The organism is Nonomuraea sp. NPDC049158, from assembly GCF_040648335.1.
Lineage (GTDB): Bacteria > Actinomycetota > Actinomycetes > Streptosporangiales > Streptosporangiaceae > Nonomuraea.
The window spans coordinates 188213-213471 of the sequence record NZ_JBEZDM010000013.1 but is presented as its reverse complement, the minus strand read 5'-3'; the positions used below and the strand labels follow the sequence as shown (position 1 = coordinate 213471).

The 25259-nt window shown below is 70.1% G+C and carries 21 protein-coding genes; 6 read left to right on the top strand and 15 right to left on the bottom strand.

The features are described from left to right. Nucleotides 1-96 precede the first annotated feature (96 nt). Nucleotides 97-1032, top strand: a complete 936-nt coding sequence (locus AB0B61_RS28055; protein ID WP_358437644.1) for an EamA family transporter — start codon at nucleotides 97-99, stop codon at nucleotides 1030-1032. Here AB0B61_RS28055 and AB0B61_RS28050 read toward each other — a convergent pair. From AB0B61_RS28050 to AB0B61_RS28035, 4 genes are all read right to left on the bottom strand, one after another. Continuing rightward, the gene (locus AB0B61_RS28050; RefSeq protein ID WP_358437641.1) at nucleotides 1029-1865 is read right to left on the bottom strand and encodes a nitroreductase/quinone reductase family protein; all 837 of its coding nucleotides are present in this window, start codon (nucleotides 1863-1865) and stop codon (nucleotides 1029-1031) included. The genes AB0B61_RS28055 and AB0B61_RS28050 overlap by 4 nt on opposite strands. A 374-nt stretch (nucleotides 1866-2239) precedes the next feature. Beyond that, nucleotides 2240-3301 (bottom strand): histidinol-phosphate transaminase, encoded by a 1062-nt coding sequence (hisC, locus tag AB0B61_RS28045; RefSeq protein ID WP_358437638.1) that lies wholly within the window; start codon nucleotides 3299-3301, stop codon nucleotides 2240-2242. 79 nt (nucleotides 3302-3380) lie between these two features. Further along, a complete protein-coding gene (locus AB0B61_RS28040) occupies nucleotides 3381-3791 on the bottom strand; it encodes a MarR family transcriptional regulator (RefSeq protein WP_358437636.1) in 411 nt (136 codons plus the stop codon). Nucleotides 3792-3828: 37 nt separating this feature from the next. Then, nucleotides 3829-4851 (bottom strand): hypothetical protein, encoded by a 1023-nt coding sequence (locus tag AB0B61_RS28035; RefSeq protein ID WP_358437634.1) that lies wholly within the window; start codon nucleotides 4849-4851, stop codon nucleotides 3829-3831. A gap of 130 nt (nucleotides 4852-4981) precedes the next feature. On the opposite strand from AB0B61_RS28035, the gene AB0B61_RS28030 reads away from it, so the two are divergent. Next, the gene (locus AB0B61_RS28030; RefSeq protein ID WP_358437632.1) at nucleotides 4982-5896 is read left to right on the top strand and encodes a MerR family transcriptional regulator; all 915 of its coding nucleotides are present in this window, start codon (nucleotides 4982-4984) and stop codon (nucleotides 5894-5896) included. Here the strand turns inward: AB0B61_RS28030 and AB0B61_RS28025 are convergent, their stop codons facing one another. Both AB0B61_RS28025 and AB0B61_RS28020 read right to left on the bottom strand, forming a co-directional pair. Further along, complete coding sequence (locus AB0B61_RS28025; RefSeq protein ID WP_358437630.1) at nucleotides 5897-7348, bottom strand: SDR family oxidoreductase; 1452 nt, start codon at nucleotides 7346-7348, stop codon at nucleotides 5897-5899. It abuts the gene before it with no gap. Next, nucleotides 7345-7818 carry a sigma-70 family RNA polymerase sigma factor gene (locus AB0B61_RS28020; RefSeq protein WP_358437841.1) on the bottom strand — a complete coding sequence of 158 codons (474 nt, stop codon included), beginning with the start codon at nucleotides 7816-7818 and terminating at the stop codon, nucleotides 7345-7347. The genes AB0B61_RS28025 and AB0B61_RS28020 overlap by 4 nt, the downstream gene beginning before the upstream one ends. Nucleotides 7819-7935: 117 nt before the next feature. On the opposite strand from AB0B61_RS28020, the gene AB0B61_RS28015 reads away from it, so the two are divergent. Then, on the top strand, nucleotides 7936-9186 hold the full coding sequence (locus AB0B61_RS28015) for a deoxyribodipyrimidine photo-lyase (protein WP_358437628.1): 1251 nt from the start codon (nucleotides 7936-7938) through the stop codon (nucleotides 9184-9186). Here AB0B61_RS28015 and AB0B61_RS28010 read toward each other — a convergent pair. The 5 genes from AB0B61_RS28010 to AB0B61_RS27990 all read right to left on the bottom strand — a co-directional run bounded on the left by AB0B61_RS28010 (nucleotide 9183) and on the right by AB0B61_RS27990 (nucleotide 15805). Beyond that, a complete protein-coding gene (locus AB0B61_RS28010; RefSeq protein WP_358437626.1) occupies nucleotides 9183-9845 on the bottom strand; it encodes an NUDIX domain-containing protein in 663 nt (220 codons plus the stop codon). The two genes, AB0B61_RS28015 and AB0B61_RS28010, sit on opposite strands and share 4 nt — an antisense overlap. 53 nt (nucleotides 9846-9898) lie before the next feature. Continuing rightward, nucleotides 9899-11683, bottom strand: a complete 1785-nt coding sequence (locus AB0B61_RS28005; RefSeq protein ID WP_358437624.1) for a DUF4434 domain-containing protein — start codon at nucleotides 11681-11683, stop codon at nucleotides 9899-9901. Between the two features lie 49 nt (nucleotides 11684-11732). Then, nucleotides 11733-12821, bottom strand: coding sequence for a glycosyltransferase (locus AB0B61_RS28000; protein ID WP_358437622.1), 1089 nt, complete (start codon nucleotides 12819-12821; stop codon nucleotides 11733-11735). A 19-nt stretch (nucleotides 12822-12840) separates the two neighbouring features. Beyond that, nucleotides 12841-14103, bottom strand: a complete 1263-nt coding sequence (locus AB0B61_RS27995; protein WP_358437620.1) for a nucleotide sugar dehydrogenase — start codon at nucleotides 14101-14103, stop codon at nucleotides 12841-12843. A gap of 115 nt (nucleotides 14104-14218) precedes the next feature. After that, a complete protein-coding gene (locus tag AB0B61_RS27990; protein WP_358437618.1) occupies nucleotides 14219-15805 on the bottom strand; it encodes a glycosyltransferase family 4 protein in 1587 nt (528 codons plus the stop codon). A 155-nt stretch (nucleotides 15806-15960) separates the two neighbouring features. Here AB0B61_RS27990 and wecB point away from each other — a divergent pair, with 155 nt between their 5' ends. Then, nucleotides 15961-17091 (top strand): UDP-N-acetylglucosamine 2-epimerase (non-hydrolyzing), encoded by a 1131-nt coding sequence (gene wecB / locus AB0B61_RS27985; protein WP_358437616.1) that lies wholly within the window; start codon nucleotides 15961-15963, stop codon nucleotides 17089-17091. 69 nt (nucleotides 17092-17160) lie between these two features. Next, a complete protein-coding gene (locus AB0B61_RS27980; RefSeq protein WP_358437614.1) occupies nucleotides 17161-19197 on the top strand; it encodes a glycosyltransferase in 2037 nt (678 codons plus the stop codon). A gap of 3 nt (nucleotides 19198-19200) precedes the next feature. Here AB0B61_RS27980 and AB0B61_RS27975 read toward each other — a convergent pair whose 3' ends face one another. From AB0B61_RS27975 to AB0B61_RS27960, 4 genes are all read right to left on the bottom strand, one after another. Beyond that, nucleotides 19201-19890: a hypothetical protein gene (locus AB0B61_RS27975; RefSeq protein WP_358437612.1), complete on the bottom strand. Its 690-nt coding sequence runs from the start codon at nucleotides 19888-19890 to the stop codon at nucleotides 19201-19203. A gap of 108 nt (nucleotides 19891-19998) precedes the next feature. Further along, nucleotides 19999-21366 carry an SPFH domain-containing protein gene (locus tag AB0B61_RS27970; RefSeq protein ID WP_358437610.1) on the bottom strand — a complete coding sequence of 456 codons (1368 nt, stop codon included), beginning with the start codon at nucleotides 21364-21366 and terminating at the stop codon, nucleotides 19999-20001. A gap of 69 nt (nucleotides 21367-21435) precedes the next feature. Beyond that, nucleotides 21436-22902 (bottom strand): SPFH domain-containing protein, encoded by a 1467-nt coding sequence (locus AB0B61_RS27965; protein ID WP_358437608.1) that lies wholly within the window; start codon nucleotides 22900-22902, stop codon nucleotides 21436-21438. Nucleotides 22903-22913: 11 nt separating this feature from the next. Continuing rightward, entirely contained in the window at nucleotides 22914-23114 is a 201-nt protein-coding gene (locus AB0B61_RS27960) for a hypothetical protein (protein WP_225300038.1), read from the bottom strand. 132 nt (nucleotides 23115-23246) lie between these two features. Between AB0B61_RS27960 and AB0B61_RS27955 the strand changes: the two genes are divergently transcribed. Beyond that, the gene (locus tag AB0B61_RS27955) at nucleotides 23247-25202 is read left to right on the top strand and encodes an NAD(P)-binding protein (RefSeq protein WP_358437605.1); all 1956 of its coding nucleotides are present in this window, start codon (nucleotides 23247-23249) and stop codon (nucleotides 25200-25202) included. The last annotated feature ends 57 nt before the right edge of the window (nucleotides 25203-25259 follow it).

Here is a 25259-nt window from a genome sequence, read left to right as displayed (position 1 = left end):
GGCACCAAAGCCTCTTTCTCGTCAGCCTCTCCCGTCGACTTCGCTGTCCGGGACCCGCCAGCGTTCTGTCGGGAACGCCCGCTATTGTCATGGGCTATGGCATCGGACACCCCTGACCGCCCTCCCTTGCTCGTCTGGAGCGCGCTGGTCATCGTCTATGTGGTCTGGGGTTCGACGTACCTCGGCATCAAGATCGCTGTCGAGACCATCCCCCCGATGCTCAGCGGAGCGCTGCGGTTCGTGACGGCGGCGGTGATCCTCGGCGGATTCCTGGTGGCGCGCAAGGGCTGGGCGCCGTTCCGGATGACCCGGGCCCAGTTCGGCGGGGCCGCGCTGGTGGGGCTGCTCCTGCTGACCACCGGCAACGGCCTGCTGGCCGTGGCGGAGCGGAGCGTGTCCAGCGGGCTGGCCGCGCTGCTCGTCGCCTCCGTGCCGCTGTGGCTGGTGGTGTTCAGGATCGTGGCCAGGGATCGGCCGAAGGTGCTGACGCTGGCCGGCGTGCTGGTCGGGTTCGGCGGTGTGGCGGCACTGTCGCTGAGCGGCGGTGGCGGGTCGGCGAGCACCAGCGGGATCGTGGTGGTCCTGGTGGCGTCGCTGTCGTGGTCGGTCGGGTCGTTCCTGTCGGCCCGGATCCCGATGCCGGCCAACTCGTTCGCGGCCAGCACGATCGAGATGCTGGTCGGCGGGGCCGGGCTGGCCGTCACGGGTCTGTCGGTGGGCGAACGGCTGGACGTCACCGTCGTCTCCGGCCGGTCGTGGGCCGGGCTGGTCTACCTGATCCTGGTCGGATCGCTGGTCGGTTTCACCGCCTACAGCTGGCTGCTCAGCAACGCGCCGATCTCGCTGGTGTCGACCTACGCGTACGTCAACCCGGCGGTGGCGGTGCTCCTCGGCGCGCTCGTGTTGAGCGAGCACGTGACCTGGCAGATCATGCTGGGCGGTTTGGTGATCCTGCTGGGCGTCGCTCTCGTGGTGTCCACGGAGCGACGGCCCAAGGCGAAACGGCTCACCCCTGAACAGGTCAGGGCTTAAGGGGTCATGGCGTTCAGGATCGGGACGAGCTCCCGCTCCTCGTAATCGAGATGCGCTTCGAGCTCGGTCACGAGCCGATCCACCTCCGCGAGCACCTTCGGGGCGGGCGCGGCCGGCTCGCCGTCCGCGAGCAGTCGCTGAAGCTCGTCGAGGAGCCGGGAGACCGTCCCGTGCTCCTCGCGCAACCGGTCCACCACGAGGGTGAGCTCGGGATGCCGCCCTTCGACCCAAGGGAACATCCCGGCGTCCTCGAACCTGTGATGCTGATGGAGCCCCTGGCACAGGGTCAGGCAGTTGACCCGCAACTGCACGCCCAGGCCGCCGGTCCCGGAGGCGGCGACCTCCTTGCGGATCAGCCGCAGCTCCCGGCGGAACGCGTCGTGCACCCGCACCAGGAAGTCACCCCCTCGCGTGCCGTCCGGACCGCCGCCGCGCGGGGTCAGCGCGACCACGGGGATGATCCGGCTCGTCTTCGCCTGGTAGGCCGCCCAGCCGGGGTCCATCTCGACCGCCCGCGCGAAGGCGCTGTCGCGTTCCTCGCCTTCGAGGACGGCCGCGTCAGCCGGGTAGGTGAAGATGCCGTCCTCCACCGTCACCCGCGGCGTGGCCAGGAGGTTGTGATACCAGGCCGGGTGCTTGGGCGCCCCGCCGGCGGAGGCGATGATCAGCATGCGCTCGCCGTCCGGCAGGTAGCCGACCGGAGTGGTGTGCTCGGCGCCGGTCCTGGCGCCGGTGGTCGTCAGAAGCAGCAACCGGGCGCCGTCGAACATGGCGACCTGTCCCTGGTTGGCGCGGAACTCGTCGATGATCTGCTGATTGAAGTCTTGGGGCATGCTCTGCTTGCTCTCCAGATGTGAGAAAGGGTTACGACGGGCGGGATGCGCACGGCACGCCGTACCGGCCTCGGGCGGAGAGCCTCGATGAGCACGCGAGGGGAAGGGCGGTCAGGCGATCGCCGGACCGTCAGGCAGCACACCGGTCAGGCGATGGCCGGACCGTGGGGCAGTGCAAGGGATCGCGTGCGACGGTGGTGCGGGGCACCACCGGGCGTGGGGACGACGCGCGGGCGCGCGATCAGATCAGGCGCTGCCTGTGAAGTGAGAAGTCACGACATCATCCCCTACAACCGGTGCCTCCATGCCGCCGACGTCCTCCGGCCGGCGACACGCGACAAGAGGCCCATTACAGGCCCAAGACTCGTATGCTGTCAACTCGCCTTGAAGGCCGCCGTCGCCGCGAGGAACGTGTCGTTCGCCTCCGGGTCGCCGATCGAGACGCGGGCGCCCTCCCCCGCGAACGGCCGCACCGCCACGCCCACGGCCGCGCACGCCGCCGCGAAGTCGAGCGTGCGCTCGCCGAGCCGCAGCCAGACGAAGTTGGCCTCGGTCAGCGGGACGGTCCAGCCCTGGGCGATGAGCGACTCGCGCACCCGGGTCCGCTCCTTGACCACCGTGTCGACCCGCTCCATCAGCTCGTCCTCCGCGCGCAGGGAGGCGATGGCCGCGATCTGCGCGAGGTGGTTGACGGCGAACGGGATGATCGTCTTCCGGATGGCCGACGCCACCGGCTCGTGTCCCACCAGGTAACCGACACGCAGCCCCGCCAACCCGTAGGCCTTGGAGAACGTACGCAGGACGCAGACGTTCGGCCGGTCGCGGTAGAGGGTGAGACCGTCGGGCACGTCCTCGTCGCGCACGTACTCGCGGTAGGCCTCGTCCAGGACCACCAGCACGTCGTCCGGCACCCGGTCGAGGAAGGCCACCAGCTCGGCCCGGCGGATCGCGGTGCCGGTGGGGTTGTTCGGGTTGCAGACGAAGATCATGCGCGTCCGGTCGGTGATCGCCTCGGCCATGGCGTCCAGGTCGTGGTCCTCCCCCACCAGCGGCACCCTGACGGACACCACCCCGGCCAGGTCGGCCAGCAGCGGATACGCCTCGAACGACCGCCACGCGTAGATCACCTCGGCGCCGGGCTCACTCACGGCCTCGAACAGCTGCTGCGCAACGGTGACGGACCCCGCCCCGAGCGCGATGTGCTCGACCGGCACCCCGAACCGCTCCGCGATGGCCTCCGTCAGCTTGATCGCCCCCGGGTCGGGGTAGCGGTGGACCTGCCGCGCCCCCTCGGCGATCGCCTCGACCACGGACGGCAGCGGGTCGTAGGGCGACTCGTTGGAGGAGAGCTTGTACGAGCGGCCGTCAGGAGACGTCACCGCCTTACCGGCCTTGTACGCCGGCATGGTGTCCAGAATCGTGCGGAAACGAGGCATGGCTTCACCCTAAAAGAAGCCGGCCGGCAGGGCGGCATCGGGAGGCATACGTCACCGGCATGCGGTGAGCACCGTGCGGTCAGACGGTCGTGATGAGCTTGACCAGTTGCTGCCTGAACTGCTCATAGTCGTCGACCGCGCCCATCAGGTGCTCCGATTCTCGCTCCGCTTCGTAGGCCAGGGCCAGGACCTGGGACCCCGCGGGCGTGATCGTCACCAGCACGCGCCGGCGGTCCTGGCCGTCGACCTGCTTGTCGACGTAGCCTGCCCGTCGCAGGCGCTCGATGGTACGGCTCATCGTCTGGTCGGTGACCCGGCACAGCACCGCCAGGCGGCGTTGCGCCAGCGCGCCCTCGGCCAGGTGATGCAGGGTGATGAGCCCGGCGTGGGTCAGCCCATGAGAGGCGAGGAAGTCGTAGAAGCGCCCTTCAACCAGTCGCGCGGCCACCGACAGCAACCGGCCGGTGGGCCAGGAGTCGATGTCGGCCACCGGCTCATTGTCGCAAAACCTCGCGCCGCCGCGAGCATCACGACCTTGGGCGCCCACTGGCGCGGACGGCCGGACGCGAACGCAGGGCCTGTGCGGCGGCGAGGCCCAGCCAGATCAACCCGGCGCACACGGTCACCAGCACGTACTCGATGGCCGGGATGCGTCCGGCCGCCAGGACCCCTGCGACGTCATGGCGTGCGGCGTACACCGTGATCGCGCTCGAGGTGTAGGCCAAGGCGAGTACCCACCTCAGCACGCGCGGCAGGCCGAGCCCGTGCATCTGCGTGATGATGAGGACACCGAGGAAACCGAACAGGAACATCGGCCAGAAGCCGCGGGGACCGCTGGTCATCACCGCCACGAGTGTGCCGTGGACGGCGACGGCCAGTTCCATCGTCACGGTCCACCAGCGGTTGGTGTGTGCGCGAGTGAGGAAGAGGCTGCCCTGTAGGAGCAACAGGAACATGTAGAAGAACCCGATCAGGTGGCCGCTGGTGGCTTCCATGGGGTGATACCAGAAGGTGTAGACGGCGGCCCAGCTGAACAGGTAGCCGTGGTAGCGGCGGGCGAAGTCCACCATCTGCTCGCCGATCGGCGCGGGCTTGCCGAAGAACAGGCCGCGACGCCGGTTCTCCATGATGAGAACGAAGACCAGGAGGAGGATCACCGACCCCTGGGAGCTGAAGATCGACACATCCTGGGCGAGGCCGTCGTAGAACAGCTGCGTCTGCGCCATGTGCAGGACGATGAAGGACGCATTGACCGCCAGGGCGGCCACGTTGACCCGATGTAATCCGCTGGTGGGTGTCCGCACCCTGGTCTGGGCGTAGTAGATCAGACCCCACAGCGCGAGCTGGTGGGCGGCGTACGGGATCCAGGCCGACAGCCGGGTCCAGAGGGTCGGCTCCGGCAGTTTCCAGTAGTACCAGGACGCGCCCTGGTCCGGCAGGTGCGCGATGCCGTTCAGGCGCTGCCCGAGCAGCCACACCACTCCGGTCAGGACGGCGCAGGCCAGAACTCCCAGCACGAGGGCGCGACCTGACCGCCATTTGTTCAGCATGCTGAACATTATGCGATTCCTCAGCCTGCTGAACAAATCTGGCGAGATCCGCACCCGCGAGGCCATCGGCGCCGAATACCCGGTTCGCTGCAACCGTGGAGCCCGATCGTTCGAAAGAATGGGCGGAGCCATGGCTGAGCATCAGGATTCGGTGGAAACGGGATATGGCATCGGTGCCGTGTCCCGGCGGCTCGGCGTGCCCGCGCCCACGTTGCGCACCTGGAACCTGCGGTACGGCATCGGCCCGAGCGGCCGCAGCCGGGGTGGGCACCGCCGCTACGACGCCACGGATCTTCTCCGCCTGGAGGAGATGAACAGGTTGATCCGGGAGGGTGTCGCACCGGCGGAGGCGGCGCGGGCGTCGCTGCGTCTGCGACCGGGGGCGGACCAGCGCGAACCGGCCGAGCCCGCCGCACCCGGAGCCGGGGTGACCGGGCCGGTGCCCACGACGGCGATGCTGGCCAGGGCCGCGACAAGGCTGGACGGCGGGGCCGTCGGCGCGGGGGTCACGGCCGCGATCGCGCGGCACGGCCCGGCCTGGACGTGGGAGCGGCTCGTCCTGCCCGTCTTCGCCACGATCAGCCGCCTGCAGCGCAGGACGGGGGCGGGCATCGAGGTCGAGCACCTGTTCTCCGACGGCGTCCTGGCGGCGCTGCATCCGCTGCTCGAACCGCCCGCGGCGCCGGTCAACCACCGGCCCGTGTTGCTGGCGTGCGCGGAGGAGGAGCAGCACAGTCTGCCCCTGTACGCGGTCGGCGCCGTGCTGGCCGGGACCATGGGGGTGGCGGTGCGGCTGCTCGGCGCGCGGACGCCGTACGGGGCGCTGGCCGGTGCGATCCGCACGCTGGGGCCGTGCGCGGTCTTCCTCTGGTCACAGCGGGCGCCGACGGGAGATCCGGCCCCGCTGGCGGCGCTGCCGCCGGTGCGGCCGCCGTGCCGGGTGGTGGTAGGCGGTCCCGGCTGGTGGGATGGGCTGCCACGCGGAGTGACAAGGGTGGGTTCGCTCGAAGAGGCGGTGACCCGGCTGGTGGCGGCGGCGAGCTGATCAGGAGGCCGCGGTGACCAGGTTCTTGGGCAGTCGTCCGAAGATCAGCCGGTGGAAGGGGACCAGGGTCCACCAGTAGAGGTGGCCGAGGAGCCCGTGCGGGTAGAAGATGGCGCGCTGCTCGTAGACGGTTCTGCCGTCCTCCTGCCGTACGGCGAGCTCGAGCCAGGCCAGGCCGGGCAGCCGCATCTCGGCGCGCAGCCGCAGCAGGCGGCCGGACTCGATCTCCTCCACCCGCCAGAAGTCGATGGAGTCACCCACCCTGAGCCTGCCCGGGTCCCGTCGCCCGCGGCGCAGCCCGACGCCGCCGGCGATCCGGTCGAGCACGCCGCGGGCCCGCCAGGCCACGGGAAGGGAGTACCACCCGTTACCGCCGCCGATGCCCTCGATGACCTTCCACAACGCGCCCGGCGGGACGTCGCAGGCGAGGGTGCGGCGGTCGATGTAGAGGCTGCCGCCCGCCCAGTCGGGGTCGGTGGGCAGGGGGTCGCTCGGGGCGCCTGGGGTGGAGGCGGAGGACCAGCGGGTCGCGACGTCGGCCTCCTTGATCTTCCGCAGGGCGAGGGCGACCGCGCGGCGGAATCCGATCAGGCCTTCCGGCGGATCGGGAACGAGGGCGGCGATGTCGTGCTCGCGACAGACCGCCTCGTTTCGCAGCGACTCCACCAGGGGTCGCGCGATGGTGGCGGGGACCGGCGTGACCAGGCCGACCCAGTGGCTGGACAGCCACGGGCTCAGCAGGGGCACCGGGATGATGAATCGCGGCGGCAACCCGGCGGCGGCCGCGTAGCCGCGCATCATGTCGGCGTAGGTCAACACGTCCGGGCCGCCGACGTCGAAGGCGCGGTTGACCTCCTCGGGGATGGACGCGCACGCCCGCAGGTAGCGCAGCACGTCACCTACCGCGATGGGTTGCGTACGGCTGCGCACCCAGCGCGGCGTGGTCATCACCGGGAGCCGTTCGGTGAGGTGGCGCAGCATCTCGAACGAGGCGGAACCCGAGCCGATGATCACGGCGGCGCGCAGCACGACGGCGGGCACCCGGCAGCCCAGGAAGATCTCGGCGACCTCGGCGCGGGAACGCAGGTGCGGTGACAGGTTCTCGTCGCCGGTGAGCCCGCCGAGGTAGACGATCCTGCGTACGCCCGCCGCCTCGGCGGCGGCGGCGAAGACCCGCGCGGCCCGGCGGTCGGCGTCGGCGAAACCCCTCCCGCCACCCATGGTGTGGATCAGGTAGTAGGCCACGTCGACGCCGTCCAGCGCGGCGCGCGTGGCAGCGGCGTCCAGGGTGTCGGCCGCCACGATCTCGGTGCTGCCCGCCCAGGGCAGGTCACGCAGGCGGGCAGGGGAGCGGACCATGCAGCGCACGCGATGCCCGGCGTCGAGGAGCTCGGGCACGAGTCGCCCGCCGATGTACCCGGTCGCGCCCGTCACCAGCGTGGGCCTGGTCACGCCGCCTCCAGCAGAGCGTGCAGGCGGTGCAGGCCGCGGGCAGTCCTGGCCTTGACGGTGCCGAGCGGGACGTCCAGCCGTTCGGCGATCTCGCGCTGGCTCAGGTCCTCCCAGTAGGCGAGCCGGATCGCCTCGCGTTGGGCCTGCGGCAGTTCGGCGAGCGCCCGGCCGATCAGGTCGCGGTTGGCCAGGTCCTCGCCGTCGTCGCGGCCGTCCCGCCCCGGTGGCTCGGCGACGGACTCCAGCGGCACTGTCGCCAACCGCCGTGCCCGCAGGTAGTCGACGGCCCGCCGGTGCGTGATGGTCAGCAGCCAGCTCTCCATGCCTCTGGACGGATCGTAGCCGAGCCGGCAGCGCCAGACGTCGGCGAAGACGGCCTGCGTGACGTCGTCGACGTCCTGCGCGGGGATCAGGCGTCGCAGGTAGGCGCGCACCATCGGCCGATGGATCGCGAAGCATTCCTCGATCATCACTCCCCCAGACGATAAGCGATTCAAAATCTATTCAATCTCGCCATGCGGAGGGCCGACAACCAAGAACACGGAGATCGTGCAACCGCTCCGGCTCCCGCCCGCGAAAACCTAGGAGTGGAGACGGTAATCGTGCTGTTCAACCGGGACCTGCGGGTCCACGACCATCCGGCGCTGAGCGCCGCGTGCGAGCGCGCCCGCCGCGTGATCCCGCTGTTCGTCCGGGATCCCGCCGTGCCCGCGGGCCGACGCGGGGAGTTCCTGACCGGGTGCCTGGCTGACCTGCGCGCCTCACTGCGGGCGCGCGGCGGCGACCTACTCGTTCGGCAGGGCGACACGGTCGCGGAAACCTCGCGTCTGGCGCAGCGGACCGGCTCCGAGGCGGTGTTCGCCAGCGCGGACGTCAGCGAGCTGGCCAGGGCCAGAGAACGTCGCCTGGCCGGAGCGGGCGCGCTCAGGCTCTTCCCCGGAGTCACTGTGGTTCCACCCGACCTGCTGCGCCCGGCCGGAGGCGACCACTACCGCGTCTTCACCCCCTACTGGCGCGCATGGCAGCGGGCGCCCCGCCGTACCGTCCTGGCCGCGCCCCAACGGGTGCCTACGCCGCGAGAGCTGGAACCGGGCCCGCTGTCCGAGGGGGGCCAGGGCGGGGAGACGGCCGCGCGGCGTCGGATGAGCGAATGGGCCGCCCGCCACCTGGACCGCTACGGCGAGGGCCACGACGACCTGGCCGGTGACACCACCTCCAGACTCAGCCCCTACCTGCGCTTCGGCTGCCTGTCGCCGCTGGAGCTGTCGAAGCTGGACAACGAGGACTTCGTCCGGCAGCTGTGCTGGCGTGACTTCCACCACCAGGTCACCTTCGCCTTCCCGCGCATCAACAGGGACGACTACCGCCCGCGCGGCCATCGGTGGCGCGACGACGAGGACGCGCTCCAGGCGTGGAAGGCGGGGCAGACCGGCATGCCGATCGTGGACGCGGGCATGCGCCAGCTGCTCGCCGAGGGCTGGATGCACAACCGAGCCCGCCTCATCACCGCCTCGTACCTGGTCAAACACCTCAGGATCGACTGGCGGGCAGGCGCGGCGCACTTCTTCGAGCTGCTGCTGGACGGCGACGTGGCCGACAACTTCGGCAACTGGCAGTGGGTGGCGGGCACGGGCAACGACACTCGCCCCAACCGCACGTTCAACCCGATCCGCCAGGCCAGGCGCTTCGACCCGGAAGGGAGGTATGTCCGCGCCCACGTGCCAGAGCTGGCCGGAGTCCCCGACGCGTACGTGCACGAGCCCTGGCACTCCCCCTCTCCGAGGAGGGGCTACCCGCCGCCACTGCGCCTCGCCGGGCGCGAATCGACCCTCTTCTAAGGGCGGCCGCGCAGCATCGGGGGGTGAAGGAGCTCGGCGGGGCCGCGGCGGTGGAGTTTGGCCGGGCGGCCGCCGTCGCGGGTGGTGGTGTCGCCCGTCTCGACCAGGAAGCCTTCCGCCTTGGTGACCTTGCGGTGGAAGTTGCGCGGGTCCAGGGGGCGGCCCCAGACGATCTCGTACACGCGCCGCAGGTCCGCCACCGTGAACTCCGGCGGGCAGAAGGCGGCGCCCAGCGAGGTGTATTCGAGCTTGGCCCGCGCCCGCTCGATGCCGTCCAGCATGATGCGCCGGTGGTCGAAGGCCATCACCGACAGGGTGTCGACGGGCTGCCAGCTCATGTGGGCCTTCTCCGAGGCCGGCAGGTCCGGGGCCAGGCCGAGGTAGGCGACGCTGACCACGCGCTGGCGCGGGTCACGGTCCGGGTAGCCGTAGGTCTGGAGCTGCTCCAGGTGCACCGGGGCGCCGGGGAGGCCGGCGCGTTCGGCCAGGATGCGCTGGGCCGCGGCGGGAAGGTCCTCGTCGAGCTGGATGAAGCCGCCGGGCAGCGACCAGCGCCGCAGGAACGGCGGGTTGTCCCGGCGCCACACGAGGGCGCACAGGGCCTGGCAGCGCACGGTGAGCACGACCAGGTCGACGCTCACCGGGATGCTCGGGACCATGGCAGGCACGTTACACGCCGACCGGCCCAGGGCGCCCTCAGCGGCGGGCGCGCTCACGCCGCGATGCGGACGTGGAGCGGCTCAGTGGTGGCCTTCCCCGTGGGGAGTTTCACGCCGACCTTGACCCATTCGTCCGGCGGCACCTGGGCCCAGTCGAACGGTACCCACGCCGTCTGCATGCCCTCCGGCAGATCCTCCAGCGGGTCCTCGTCGAGCCAGCCCACCGCGGAGACCACCAGTTCCTTCACCTCGTCCCCGTACTGCAGGGTGACCGTGCCGTCCTTGAGGTGGTATCCGCGCACCTCCAGGCCGTCCTGGATGTCGCGGGAGCGCCGGATGGCGTCCACCGCGATCGGACGCTGCCAGTCCTGGGTGATCTGCGTCTCCAGCGAGGGGGAGCCACAGGTCAGGAAGTCGCTCCACATGTAGGAGACGATTTTCTGAACGTACCGGCCGGCCATGGTGACGGCCTGGTCGAGGCGTTTCTTGTCGGTCTGGCCGCGGGTGCCCTGCGGGGCGCACGGGCGCTCGCCGGAGGGCTCGAACGCCTCGACGTTCGCCCAGAGCTCCACGTTGAAGCCCGCCTGGAGCATCTGGTCGCGGGCGATCGACATCTCGCGGTAGTAGTCGCGGGTCGAGCCGTGATAGGCGGTGCCGTACGTGGTCTCGCCCACGACGGAGCGCAGCCGCTCATCGACCTCGGTGTCGCGCTGGTCGGGCCAGAACAGGCCCACCTTGCCGGTGCCGCGGCTGTCCTGCGGCGCGATGATGCCCACCCCGGTCTTGGCCAGCGCCACGAACGCCGCGGCCACCTGCTTGGGCGTCTGCCCGAACGGGACCCGCTTGCGGGCGTCGAGGTAGGGGCTGATGAGGATGGGCTTGCCCAGCTCCTGCTCCACGATCTGGTGCTGCTCGGCGTACACCTCAAGGGTGGGGTTGCCGGCGAGCGTGTCGGCCATCTGCACCTCGAACGGCTGGTAGACGCCACCGAGCGAGGCGCGCCCGGCGAAGCGCGCACCGTAGTCCTGCAGGATGCGGCGGGTCAGCGTCCGAAGTGTGTCGATGTGCTTTTTGTTGGCCCTGGTCGGGGTCACGGGGTCGCGCGGCGCGAGCGGCAGCGCCGGGAAGACCCGCACACCGAACTGCTCGCCGAGGTCGAGGAGTTGCGTCAGGCTGTCGGTGTCCGAGCCGGCGACGAGGATCAGGTCGTACGGCTTGGGCTTGGTGAAGTCGCAGGTGGCGTCGTCGGAGCCGTCCATCGGGGTGAGCACGCGGAAGTAGACCCGCTTGCCCACGGTGATCTTGCGTTCCATCTGGGGGCAGCGGAACAGGCCGGGCCCGAACGACTCGTCGGTGCGGTAGGCGTACGTACGGGCGATCCGGTTCTTCGGGTTCGCCGCTCGCAGGTCCCGCTCGGCCGCGTCGCGGCAGCTCCGGCCGTCTTCCTCGCAGTCCTTGTAGAGCGGGTCGAGCTGCTCATCCTTGGTCATGACGCGGCCCTGGTCGTCGGTGGGACGGAACTGCAGGCCGTAGCCGATCCTGATGACCGTGTCGCCGCCGAGGTTGTGGATGTCCTCCAGTTGGTGGCGCCAGGTGCAAGGGTTGGACTTGGGGGTGATCCAGTAGCCGGTGACGGCGTAGGGAGCCTTCTCCTTGGTCTCGAACGTTCCACACCGGTCGGTGACCTCGCTCACCTTAGGCGTGGGCTCGACGCGGGTAGGCGTCGCCTTGACCTGCTGGGCCGCCTTCTTGGGAGGATCGCTCTTGGGCAGCACGACGATCACGGCCGCGACCGCGGCCAGGATCGCGGCGCCGAGGAGCACGAGAAGCCAGCGCACGTTGAGGAACCTACCGCCCTAGTGGTCTGCCGAAAATAAGCCGCTAGTTCTAGTTCTTGACGCCAGCCCATGATTCGAGCTGGGCCACGAACCTCTTGGCCGAGTTGGGCCAGTGGTGGTTCGCGCGGGCCGCCGCGTAGCCGCGCGCGCCCTGCGCCCGCCGCTCCCGTACGTCGTCCCTCAGCGTCAGTACGGCCTGGGCCACGGCCTTCGGGTCCTCCCACGGGACCACCACGCCGCTGTCGTACCGCTCGACCAGTTCGACCGCGCGGGGGGAGGGCGTCGTGATGACCGGGATGCCGTGGGCCATGTACTCGACGATCTTCGTAGGCATCGAGTGACGGTAGTTCGGCTCGTCGTGCAGCAGCGAGAGCCCGGCCAGCGCGCCGTCGAGCCGCTTCAGCGCCTCGTCGTTCGGCATGAAGTCGCGCCACTCCAGCAGGCCCTCCGTGACGGCCTGGTTGAGCATCGGACGGCTGTAGGGGTCGGCGTAGCCGATCAGCTCCACCGCCACCCGGTACGGCTGCAGCAGCCGGGCCACCTCGACGGCCTCGAGCACGCCCCGGGCCCTGGACAGCCAGCCCAGGTACACCACCCGGTCGTCGCCGGGCGGCGTGACCGAGTCGGGGACCCAGGTCTCGTTCGGCACGATCAGGTGGGCGTGCTTGAACCGGCCCGCGTAGGCGGTCTCGGCCAGCAGCAGGTGCAGGTGCCGTTCGGCCGTGCCCTCCAGCATGCGGGCGAGGAAGCGTACCGGGGGCCGCAGCAGCGACGGCAGCCACGGCTTGAGGGAGAGCGTCGCCGGGGTGTCCTCATGGACGTCCCAGACCACGGGCGGGCGGTTACGCACGCCCCAGATCGCGAACAGCAACTCCGGATCGTGGATCAGCACGATGTCGACCTTGCGCCGCATGCGCTTGAACAGCCTGCGGGCGGCCCAGACTCCGGCCATGCGCTTACGCTGGGCGGCCCTGGGCAGATCGACGCCGTTGACCCAAGGACGAGGCACGACCCCGTGGGCGGTGAACGAGGCGGCATACGTGACCTCATGACCTGCATCCACGAGGGCACGGATCTGCCTATGCAGGATCCTCGCGTCCTCGGGGTTATGCACCACCGTCATGACGAGCACGTGCACTGCGCGCAGCCCTCCGTCGCTACAGCCGCTCGACGCGTTCACCCTCGGTGAGAACACCGCGGGTGTCGAGCACGAGCCTGGCCTTAGCCTCGACCATGTCCAGGTCGAACGCGGCGTGCTGCTGCATCAGCAGCGTCACGTCGGCGCCGACCACGGCCTCGGCCAGGTCCTCTTCACGGGGCACCGGGGTGCCGTCGACCGACCACTCCTTGACATGCGGGTCCGCGAACGTGAGCTCGGCTCCCAGTTCCAGCAGCGCACGCGCCACCGGCAGGGCCGGGGTCTCCCGTTCATCCGCGATGTCCGGCTTGTAGGTCACGCCGAGCATAACCACTTTGGCGCCATTAACGGCCTTTTTATGCCTGTTGAGCAGACGCTGTACCCGTGCCACCACATAGGACGGCATCCGCTCGTTGATCTCCTGGGCCAGCTCGACGAACCTGAAGGGGTAGCCGAGCTTGCGCACGGTGTACGACAGGTACGACGGGTCGACGGGGATGCAGTGACCCCCGACGCCCGGACCGGGCAGGAACTTCTGGAAGCCGAACGGCTTGGTGGCCGCGGCCTCGATCGACTCCCACAGGTCGATCCCCAGCTCGTCGCAGAAGATCGCCATCTCGTTGACGAGGGCGATGTTGACGTGCCGGTAGGTGTTCTCGAGCAGCTTGGCCATCTCGGCCTCGCGCGTGCCGCTGACCGGCACGACCTGCTCGATGAACTCTCCGTAGAACGCCGTCGCGCGGTCGCGGCAGGTGCTCGTGTAGCCCCCGACCACCTTGGGCGTGTTGCGCAGCCCGAACTTGGGGTTGCCCGGGTCGATCCGCTCCGGCGAGAAGGCCAGGTAGAAGTCTTCCCCCGCGACCAGCCCCGAGGTCTCGAGGATCGGGCGGGCCACCTCGTCGGTGGTGCCCGGCCACGTCGTGGACTCGAGGACGACCAGCGTGCCCTTGCTCAGATTGCGCGCGACCGACCCCGTGGCGCCCTCGACGGCGGAGAGGTCCGGTCGGTGGTCCTCGTCCAGCGGGGTGGGCACGCAGATGACGATCGTGTTGCTCTTGGCCAGCACGGACTCGTCGAGCGTGGCGCTGAACCCGTTGGCCAGCATGTGCTCGAGATCGGCATCGGTCAGGTCATCGATGTAGGACTGTCCGGCGTTGAGCGCGTCGACCTTGCGGGGGTCGACGTCCACGCCGACGACCCGCATACCGGCCGCGACCGCCTCCTTGGCGAGCGGCATGCCGACGTAGCCCAGACCGATGACAGCCAAGTCGATTTCTGTCACAGCAGTGCCTTAGAGAGCCGGAAACAACACTTCATGGTCGCAAAGGCTATCTCAAGTCCACCTAGCTCACGCCTAATGCTGCCGAACCCGTCACAACAGACAGCCAATCTGAAGGTCATCGTTCGGTAATGGAGCGGTAGAGGGACCGGTAAGTTTCGGCAACTCGGCCCCAAGTACGCTTGGCGGCCACCTCGGCACGACCCGCCTCACCCATCGCCGCGCGCCTGGCAGGATCCTCCCTGAGCGCGGCGAGCGCCTTGGCCAGCGCCTCCGGGTCGCCCGGCGGCACCAGCAGCCCGGCGCCGTCGGATCCGACCAGCTCCGACAGCGCGGGCAGGTCGCTGAGCACGACCGGCTTGCCGAGCGCCATCGCCTCGACGGGCTTCAGCGGCGTGACGAGCCGGGTCACCCGCAGGTCCTCGCGGGGGCAGGAGAAGATGTCGATGGCCGCCTGGGCCTGGAGCGCCTCGTCCGGGCCCACACGGCCCGGCAGGAGCGCGCTCGTCAGCCCCAGCTGGCCGACCAGCTCCAGCAGGTTCTCGCGCTCGGTGCCGTCGCCCACGATGAGCACCCGCACCGGCGTGCCCTCGTCGCGCAGCAGCGCGGCGGCCCGCAGCAGCGTCGCGAACCCCTCGTAGCCCACGATGCTGGACACCGACCCGACGACGATCTCGTCCTTGCCGATGCCCATGCCCGCTCTGAACGCCTCGCCGTCGTAGGAGGCCGTGAGCAGCGAGTCGTCGACCGCGTTGGGCGCCAGGAAGATCCGCTCCCTGGGCACGCCCCGCTCGACGATCTCCGTGGCCATCGTCTCGGCCAGCGTGACGACCGCGTCGGCCTCGCGCATCAGGAACGCCTCGCGCTCGCGCTGGAGCACGTGGCGCTGGCTGCCGATCCGGCCGGGGTCGCGGGAGGCCCAGGTCTCCTCCAGGAAGCCGCGGACCTCGTAGACGAACGGCGTGCCGGTCCTTTCGCGTACGGCGTGCGCGATGGAGCCGTTGCGGTGGTCGGTGGCGGCGTGCAGCACCTGGGGCCGCAGCTCGGCGACGAGCTTGGTGACCCCCTCGGCGCCCTTGATGATCCGCCCGCGAGTCTCGAACGGCATCTCGCCGTGGCCGTCGGGCAGCAGCCGGTAGTAGGGGATCCCGTCGAGCTCCTCGAACGGCGGCGCGTCGGCGTGCCCCTGCAGCATCGGCCAGCCCCAGCTGGTCACCACGTGCGGATCCAGGCCCTTGGCCTGCTGCGCCATGACGATGCGGTGCGTACGGACCGTGTAGCCGGCCTGGGTGTAGGGCAGGGCGTTGGTCACGCAGTGCAGAACCCGCCCCGCCACCCGGTCGGCGACGGCCACCTTGGGCTGCGGCGGGATCGGGTCGGGGCTGATCGCGGCCAGCTCACCCCGGTAGTAGGCGGCCCTGCGCTTGACGAAGGGGTATTTGGTGTGCGCTTCGAGCACGGCCGCGGCCTCGGTGACCCGGCCCTGGTCCCAGTGCTCCTTGGCCTCGTTCCACGGCCCCTTGAGCACCCGCATGCTGAACTTGCGGACCGCGCGCCTGGCCCGGCGGGCGGCCGGCCAGGCGACCTTGCCCACGACGGGACGGAGCGCCGGCGGGAGCGACTCGGCCGCCGCCTGTGCCACGCGCACCGGATCGGCCTTCACCTTCGTCATGACGACGCGGGAGACGATGATCGGGTGTTGCACGAAGCCCCTGATAAGGCCGCCGACACCGGCTCTAGCGGACTTGGCGGAAACCTTGCCGTTTGGTCTTGGGGAGTCTTCACGACTGGCGTCGGATGCCACGCGGTGACCGTACCATAGGCAGCGTTTTTTCCCTTCCGCTATGAAAGGCGAGGTCAATGAGGGAGAACCCCCTGGTCCTGCACGTTCTGGGCGCTCGTCCCAACTTCGTGAAAGCGGCCCCGGTGGTGCGGGCACTCGGTGAACTCGGCGTGCGGCAGGGCATCATCCACACCGGTCAGCACTATGACGCGCTCATGTCGGACGTGTTCTTCGCCGACCTCGGGCTGCCGGAGCCGGTGGCCAATCTGGGTGTCGGCTCGGGCAGTCACGCGAAGCAGACCGCGGCGCTGCTCGTCGGCCTGGAGGAGGTCGTTCTCCAGCACGATCCCGACCTGGTGGTGGTCTACGGCGACGTGAACTCGACGCTGGCCGCGATCCTGGTCTGCGCCAAGCTGGGCGTACGCACCGCGCACGTCGAGGCGGGCCTGCGCTCGTTCGACCGGGGCATGCCGGAGGAGGTCAACAGGATCGTCACCGACTCCCTGTCGGACCTGCTCTTCGCCACCTCGCCCGACGCGCTCTCGCACCTGGCCGCCGAGGGCGTGCCCGCCGCCAAGGTGCACCTGGTGGGCAACCCCATGATCGACAGCCTCTTCTCCGCGCTGCCCTCGCTGGACCCGGCGCCCGTGGTGGCCCGGCTGGACATACCGGCTCGTTATGCCGTGGCGACCCTGCACCGCCCGGCGAACGTCGACACCCCCGAGGCGGCCAAGGAACTGGTCTCGGCCGTGCTGGACGTCGCTCGCCAGATCCCGATCGTGGTGCCGATCCACCCCAGGGGACGTACCCGGCTGGCCGAGGCGGGCCTGGTCGACGGTCCCTCGGTCAAGGTGATCGAGCCGCTGGGCTATGTGGACTTCCTCTCACTCGTCCGGGGCGCCGCGCTGGTGGTCACCGACTCGGGCGGCGTGCAGGAGGAGACGACGATGCTGGGCGTACCGTGCCTGACGGTCCGGCCCAACACCGAGCGGCCGATCACGATCACGCATGGGACCAACCGCCTGGTCACCCCGGCCCTGCTGCCGGCCGCGGCCGGGAAGGCGCTGGCCGACGGGGCCTCGACGCCGTCGGGTGAGCTGCCGCCGCTGTGGGACGGCGCCGCCGGGCCGCGAATCGCCCGGGTCATCTCGGCCTGGCTCAAGGGGGACAATCTCTCGCCCGCCGCACAGGGTGCGCGTTCCGAATAACCCCCTCATTCCGTACGGTCCCCGCCGTACCATGACATACCTCCGCTAAGCGATAAGGCGTGCATCCCCATGGCCGAAACCCCCGAAGAGCCCACATACCAGCGACTCGGCCCCGTGAACTGGCTGCCCGAGGAGCGCAAGCTCGTCGAGCGCTACGAGGCGGACATCAGGGAGCTGCGCCGGAGGCTGGAGATCGCCGAGGCCAAGGCCGCCTACGCGAACTGGAAGCTGGAGGCCACCCAGGCCAAGCGGACCTTCAAGCTGGGTGAGGCGCTGGGGTCGAAGAGCCCGGGCAAGGTGCTGGAGGCGGTCAGGTCCAAGGACCGGGCGCCCAAGGCCCCGATCCCCGTCACCTTGGCCGTCGCGGCGGCCAACCACCGGTCGCCGCTGGTCGAGGTGCCGACCGTGAAGTGGCCGGTCGGGCCGGTGAACCGGCCGGACCTCAAGGTCGCCGTCATCCTGGACGACTTCTCGCGGCTGGCGTTCAGGTACGAGTGGGACCAGATCGAGTTCGGGCTCAAGGACTGGCCGGAGATCTTCGCCGAGAAGCGTCCTGACCTGCTGTTCTGCGAGTCGGCCTGGCACGGGAACCAGGGCCGCTGGCGCTACCAGATGACCGGGACGAACGCCCCCAAGGACCCGCTGCGCGACCTCGTCGCGTGGTGCCGCGCCGAGGGGATCCCGACGGTCTTCTGGAACAAGGAGGACCCGCCGAACTTCGAGTTCTTCATCGACACGGCCAAGCTGTTCGACTACGTGTTCACCTGCGACGGTGACATGGTTCCGAAATATCGTGAAACTTTGGGCCACGATCGGGTGGACGTGCTCCAGTTCGCCGCCCAGCCCCGCGTGCACAACCCGATCCAGCAGAAGCAGGGCCGCCTGCACGACGTCGTCTTCGCCGGCATGTACTTCCGCGACAAGCATCCCGAGCGCCGCGAGCAGATGGAGACGGTCATCGACCCGATCCGCGAGCTGGGCCTGCACATCTTCGCCCGCAACGGCGAGGTCGACGAGAAGTACGCCTGGCCGGAGAAGTATCGCCCGCACATCGTGGGCGAGCTCCCCTACGACCAGATGCTCGCGGCCTACCGGATGTACAAGGTCTTCCTCAACGTCAACTCGGTGCTCGACTCGCCCACGATGTGCGCGCGCCGCGTGTTCGAGCTGTCGGCCTGCTCCACGCCGGTCGTCTCCGGGTGGTCCAGGGCGATCGAGGAGACGTTCGGCGAGCTGCTGCCGATCGCCCGCGAGCCGGTCGAGTCGTACAACCAGGTGCTGCACCTGATCAACAGCCCGGAGCTGCGGGCCCGCATGGGGCACCTGGCGATGCGCGAGGTGTTCGACAAGCACCTGTTCACGCACCGGGTGGACCAGATTCTCCGGTTCCTGGGGCGGCCCGTCTCCACCCAGGCCCGGTCGATCTCCGTGGTGCTGCCGACCAACCGGGCCGCGCAGATCGAGCACGCGATCTCCTCGGTGGCCAAGCAGATCCACCGGCCGCTGCAGCTCGTCATGGTCCTGCACGGCCTGGACATCGACCCCGTGGTGGTGGCCGACAAGGCCCGCATGGCGGGCATCTCCGACGTCGTCGTCCTGCCCGCCTCGGCCGAGCTGTCGCTCGGCGCCTGCATGAACCTGGGCATCGCCGCCGCCGAAGGCGACCTGATCGCCAAGATGGACGACGACAACCTGTACGGCGAGCACTACCTGTCGGACCTGGTCAGGGCCTTCGACTACACCGACGCGGAGCTGGTCGGCAAGGGCGCCCACTACTCCTACTTCGAGGGCCTCAACACCACGATGCTGCGGCTACCGGGGCTGGAGCACCGGTACTCCTTCCTCGTGCAGGGCGGGACGTTCCTCGGCAAGGCGGACATGTTCCGGTCGTACGGCTTCGCGGACATCACCCGGGGCGAGGACACGCATCTGGTCCGCAGGCTGAAAGAGGACAGCGTCAAGATCTACTCCGCGGACCGGTTCAACTTCGTCTATTGGCGCAGCGCCGACGCCTCCATGCACACCTGGCAGGCCGACCACATCAAGCTGACCAGGAACGCCCAATTCTCCTTTGTGGGCCGGCCGGACGATCACGTGCTCGTTTGACGCTCACCTGGTGATGCGGGCCAGATTCTGGTCGGCCAGGCCGGCGAGCTCGAACAGGTCGGCGGGCGCCACCTTCCGGCCGACGACGAGCATGCTCATGATGACCTTGCCGCGCCGGATGACGACCGAGCCGACCTGCGCGGCGCCGTGGCCGCCCGACACGGTGGTCAGGTAGGCCCGGGACTCCTCGCCCCGCGTGGGCATGTCCAGGTCGCGCGTACGGTAGGTCACCCGCGTGCCGCGCACCTCGGCCCCGTAGGCGGCGCACTGCGCGGGCAGCGGCGCGGGGAAGGCGGAGGCGGGCATCGACACCAGCGCCTGGGTGATCGAATCGCTGCCGGAGGAGAACGCGACCACGGCGGCGGGCGCCTCCGCGACCTCGGGCTTGCTCAGGTCCAGCTGACCGGCCCCGCCGCACTCGGGCCGGTCGAGCTTGGCCTGGCGCACGGCGGAAAGACCCTGCCTGGTGGACTTGAGCGAGCCGAACGCCCCGGCCTCCGGCCCGTAGGCCAGGCTCATCCCCTTGGGGGTGGGCAGCAGGCCGGCCCGGAGCCTGGCCGCTCCGGGCGCGGACCGGGACGGGGTGGCGGACGGGTCGGCGGGCGTGGTGGCGGACGGGTCGGCGGCCGGGGGCACGTCCGGCAGGGGCGCTCCCACCACCTCGTCGGCGGCGCATCCCGATATGGCCATCATGCTCAGACAAATGAGAGAAAGAGCCTTAAGCATGAATTCTCCACTCCCCTCAAGCGACTTACGATAAAACGCTAGAGGAAGCGCGGAGTAACGAGCCGAGCAACGGCGCTATTCGCGTAATTCAGGTGATTCGCGAACAACCTCGGAGTTTGCTCCATTGGGAGTGGGGGCGGGGGCGGGTGCCACGGGCGCCTCCGACGCGGGCCGGTTGAGCAGCGTCCTGGCCAGGCCCAGACCGGCGCCGCCGAGCGTGAGCGCCTTGGCCAGCATCTCCTCCACGCCCTGGGCGCCGTTGAGCACCACCATGTGCTCGACGTTGCCGAACGCCTTGGCGCCCGCCTCGACCACCTCGGGCCAGCGCTCGGCCAGCTGCTGGGCGACGACCGCCTCCTGGTTGGACGCCAGCGCGTCGGCGCGGGCCTTGATGGCGTCGGCCTGCGCCAGACCCTTGGCCCGCGCCGCGTCCGCCTCGGCCATGCCGCGCAGCCTGGTCGCCTCGGCCTCGGCCTCCCCGAGCAGCCGGATGCCCTCCGCCTCGGCCTGGGCCCGGGCCACGGCGGCCCGCCGATCCGCCTCGGCGATGGTGACCTGCTCGTAGGCCCGCGCGTCGGCCGGTCGGCGTACCTCTCCTTCCAGCCGCTTCTCGGCCAGCACCGCCTCCAGCTCGGCGGCCGTCGTCTGCTGGACCACGACCTCCTGCCGCGCGGTGGCCTCGGCGAGCGGCCCGGCCTGCTTCGCCTTGGCCGCGGCCCGGTCCATCTCCGCCTGGTAGCCGGCCTGCTGGATGCGGGCCTCGCGGATCGCGGCGGCCTTCTTGATCTGGGCCTCCTGCTCGGCGGTGTTGGCCTCCTGGTCGCGCTGCGCCTCTGCGGTCCTGGCCAGTGCCGACACGGCGGCGGCGTGCGGGCGGCCGAGGTTGACGATGTAGCCGGTGGCGTCCTCGATCTCCTGGATCTGCAGCGAGTCGACGATCAGGCCGAGCTTGCTCATCTCGTCGGAGGAGGAGGTGCGGATCTCGTTGGTGAGCGCGTCGCGGTTGATGATCAGGTCCTCGACCGTGAGGTTGCCGATGATCGAGCGCAGGTGCCCGGAGAAGAGCTGGTGCGTCTTGTCGTCCACGGTCTTCTGCTGGTCGAGGAAGCGCCGCGCCGCGTTGGCGACGGAGGCGAAGTCGTCGCCCACCTTGTAGATGACCACTCCCCGTACGTGTACGGGGATGCCCTGCTTGGTCACGCAGTTGACCTCGAGCGGCGAGACCCGGCTGTCGAGGGAGATGCGGCGCGCGGTCTGGAACCCCGGCACGACCAGCGCGCCCTTCCCCGTGACGATCTTGAAGCCGAGCGTCTCCCGGCCGCGCGCGCCTAAGCCGGAGATGATGATCGCCTCGTTCGGCTCGGCGACGCGCCAGATCAGTTTGAAGGCGACAATGGTGATGAGTGCGATAGCGGCGATGACGCCGATAAGGACCAGGTCCATGGCTACTCCCAGGAAGAAGTGTCTGCCGACCAGACTTCCCGGCTCACCTATTCGTGATAGTACGCCGGGTTATTGCGCTTTTCCAGAAGATTCGGAACCGTTCGGGGCCGCGCCGTTGAGCAGCGCCCTGGCCAGGCCGAGGCCGGTGCCGCCGAGGGTGAGCGCCTTGGCCAGCATCTCCTCCACGCCCTGAGCGCCGTTGAGCACCACCATGTGCTCGACGTTGCCGAACGCCTTGGCGCCCGCCTCGACCACCTCGGGCCAGCGCTCGGCCAGCTGCTGGGCGATGACCGCCTCCTGGTTCTCCTTCAGCGCCTGCGCCCGCGCGCTGATCGCCTGCGCCTCGGCCAGACCCTTGGCCTGGGCGGCCGCCGCCTCGGCGAGCCCGAGCGCCTTGGCCGCCTCGGCGTGCGCCAGCCCGCGCGCCTGAGCGGCCTGGGCCTCGGCCTCTCCCGCGACCTTGGTGGCCGCGCCCGCCGCCTCGCCGCGCAGCCGTACGGACTCGGCTTCGGCCGCGGCGGCCTGCTTGACCTGAGAGGCCTGCGCGACGGCGCGCAGCTCGGTCTCCCGCGCCTCCGCCTCGGCCTGGGCGATGCGGGCGTCCCGCTCGGCCTGGGAGAGCGTGACGGTCTCGTACGCCTTGGCGTCGGCGGGCTTGCGGACCTGCGACTGCAGCCGCTGCTCCGACAGCTGCGCCTCCAGCTCGGCGGCCCTCGTCTCCTGGACGACGACCTCCTGCCTGGCCGTCGCCTCCGACAGCGGCCCCGCCTGCCTGGCCCTGGCCGCCGCCTGGTCCATCTCCGCCTGGTAACCGGCCTGCTTGATCTTGGATTCGCGGACGGCGGCCGCCTTGCGCGCGGCGGCGGCCTGCTCGGCCTCGGTGGCCTCCTGGTCGCGCTGGGCCTCGGCGATGCGGGCGACGGAGGCGACCTTGGCGGCGTGCGGCTTGCCGAGGTTGACGATGTAGCCGGTCTCGTCGTCGATCTCCTGGATCTGCAGCGAATCGACGATCAGGCCCAGCTTGCTCATCTCGTCGGCGGCCGACGCCCTGGTCTCGCTGGTCAGCCGCTCGCGGTTGAGGATCAGGTCCTCGACCGTGAGGTTGCCGATGATCGAGCGCAGGTGGCCGGTGAACAGCTCGTGGATCGCGCCGGTCATGAAGTCCTGCTGGTCGAGGAAGCGCCGGGCGGCGTTGGCGATCGAGGACAGGTCGTCGCCCACCTTGTAGATCACCACGCCGCGGATGTGCACGGGGATGCCCTGCTGGGTGACGCAGGAGACCTGGAGATTGGCGGCCCTGGTGTCCAGGCGCAGCCTCCTGGACGTCTGGAAGCCGGGCAGCACCGCCGTACCCTTGCCGGTGATTATCTTGAAGCCGAGGCTGTCCGGGCCCTCGCCGCGCCGGCGCGCGCCGAGACCCGAGATGATCAGGGCCTCGTTGGGCTCGGCGACCCGCCACACGGCCTTGAAGAGCAGGATCAGCACGATGACGGCGACGAGGATGCCGCCGCCGAGAAGTAGGAGCTCGGGGGACATCGGGGGCCTCCCTAGACGAGTGCTCGGGCCACATAGACCGTTCGCGGTGGGAAGTAGTCCACCACGATCACGATCGTTCCGACGGAGAACTCCTCGTCAGGCACGGTCGGATGGGCGTAGAAAGCCTCCACGCCGCCTCTGACCGGGACCATGACCTCGCCGACGAGGCCAGGGCCGATCTTGCCAGTGACCCTGCCCTGCTTGCCGACCACCCGGACTCCCCCCGTCGTGATATTTCGGACGCTACTCCAAACAGGCATTCGCGGTAATAGGTCACGCAAAATGTTTCTCGAAGCACTGCGCGGCAGGACGCGGCTTTTACCCGGAGTCCTGAGGATCGGCGCATGAGCGACATGAACGCGCGCTCGGCGCGCGACCTCGGGATGGACCGGCCTATTTCGCGCCGCGACTTCTTGGACGGCGTCGCCATGGCGGTGGGCACGCTGGCTCTGGGAGCGTCGGCGGGCTGTACGTCGCGACCGGGCCCGCCGGGCACCGTCGAGACCTTTCCGCCGGGCGTGCCCCGGGCCGAGGTCTCTCCGCCCAGCCTGACCGGACTGCGGGGCGGCACCCCGGAGTCGCTCAGCGTCGCCCACGCGCTCCGCGACGGCCGCTTCTGGCAGTACGCGGGCACCCCCGTGCCCACCGGCGAGCACTACGACCTGGTGGTGGTCGGCGGCGGCATCAGCGGGGTGAGCGCGGCCTTCGAGTGGCACCACCAGAACCCCGGGGCCCGCATCCTCATCCTGGACAACCACGACGAGATCGGCGGGCACGCGCGACGCAACGAGTTCCACCCCGCCGGACGCGGCGGGCCGCTGGTCGGCTGCGGCGGCTCGCGGTCGATCCGGACGCCCTCGGTGTGGACGCCCGAGGGCAAGGAACTGCTCCACCGGCTCGGCATCGAGCTCAAGCGATTCGACCGGTACTTCGACCAACGCCTCTACAGCGATCTCGGGATGCACCGCAGCGTGATGTGCGACCGGGAGACGTTCCGTAAGGACGCTCTCGTCCGCATCACCCCCAAGACGCGGACCGAAGAGTGGGTCAGGCGGCTGCCGATCGCCGAGCAGGCCAAGAAGGACCTCGTCATGCTGTTCGACAAGCCGCGCGACTGGTTCCCCGGCCTGTCGCAGGAGCGGAAGGAGGAGCGTCTGGCGGCGCTGACCTACTCGGACTTCCTGCTGAAGGTCTGCCAGGTGCACCCCGACGTCGAGCTGTTCTGCCGGACCATGCCGAGCGTCATGTGGGGGTACGGCACGCAGACGTTCGGCGCGATCGACGCCTGGGGCAGCGACTACCCCGGTTTCGCGGGTCTGAAGCTGGAGGCCGGCAAGCCCTCGCGGTTCAGCTCGCCCAGCATGAAGAAGGAGTGGAAGGCGGCCGACCCGAACATCTACCACTTCCCCGAGGGCAACCAGGCGCTGGTCCGCATGATGGTCGGCCGGATGATCCCCGGCTTCACCGACTCCACCTCCATGGACGGCATCACCACCGCCTCCTTCGACTACGGCCGGCTCGACCTGCCCGCGAACCGGGTCCGCTTCCGGCTGTCGAGCACGGTCGTCAGCGCGCGCAACGACGGCCCGCCCGACACGGCGGGCACCGCGACCGTCGGCTACTTCGACGGCCACCGGGTGCGTACGGTCCGCGCCGGAGCGGTCGTCCTGGCCTGCTGGAACATGGTCATCCCCTACCTCGTCCCGGACCTGCCCGAGGACCAGAAGCAGGCGCTGCGCGACGCGGTCAAGATGCCGGTGGTGGACGCCATGGTGCAACTGCGCGACTGGGAGGCGTGGCAGCGGCTCGGCATCGACCGCACCCGCTGGACGGGCGCCTACTGGTGCCTGTCGGAGCTCGACCACCCGGTCACCATGCCCGGCTACGACTGCCCGACGAAGCCCGGCAACCCGATCAACGTCCGCATGCTGGCCGCCACGTGCCGCTCGGAGCTGGGTCCGGCCGCGGGCGCCGCCACGGGCCGGAACGAGCTGCTCAACACGCCCTACAGCCGCCTGGAGTACACCATCCGCGACCAGCTCGCCCGGCTGCTCGGCCCCGGCGGCTTCGACCCGGCCAGGGACATAGAGGCGATCACGGTCAACCGCTGGGGCCACGGGTACGCCCCGGAGTACTGCCGCCCGTGGAACGCCTTCTACCCGGACGGCCCGTTCCCCGCCGACCTCGCGCGCCGGCGCTTCGGCAGGATCGCGATCGCCAACTGCGACTCGGTGCCGGCCTCCCGGGCCGACGCGGCCGTCACCGCCGCCCACCGGGCCATCAGCGAACTGCCGACGTGACACTCAGGGCGCTGAGGCCGCGCCCTGTCGACGTGACGCTCAGGGCGGTGAGGCCGG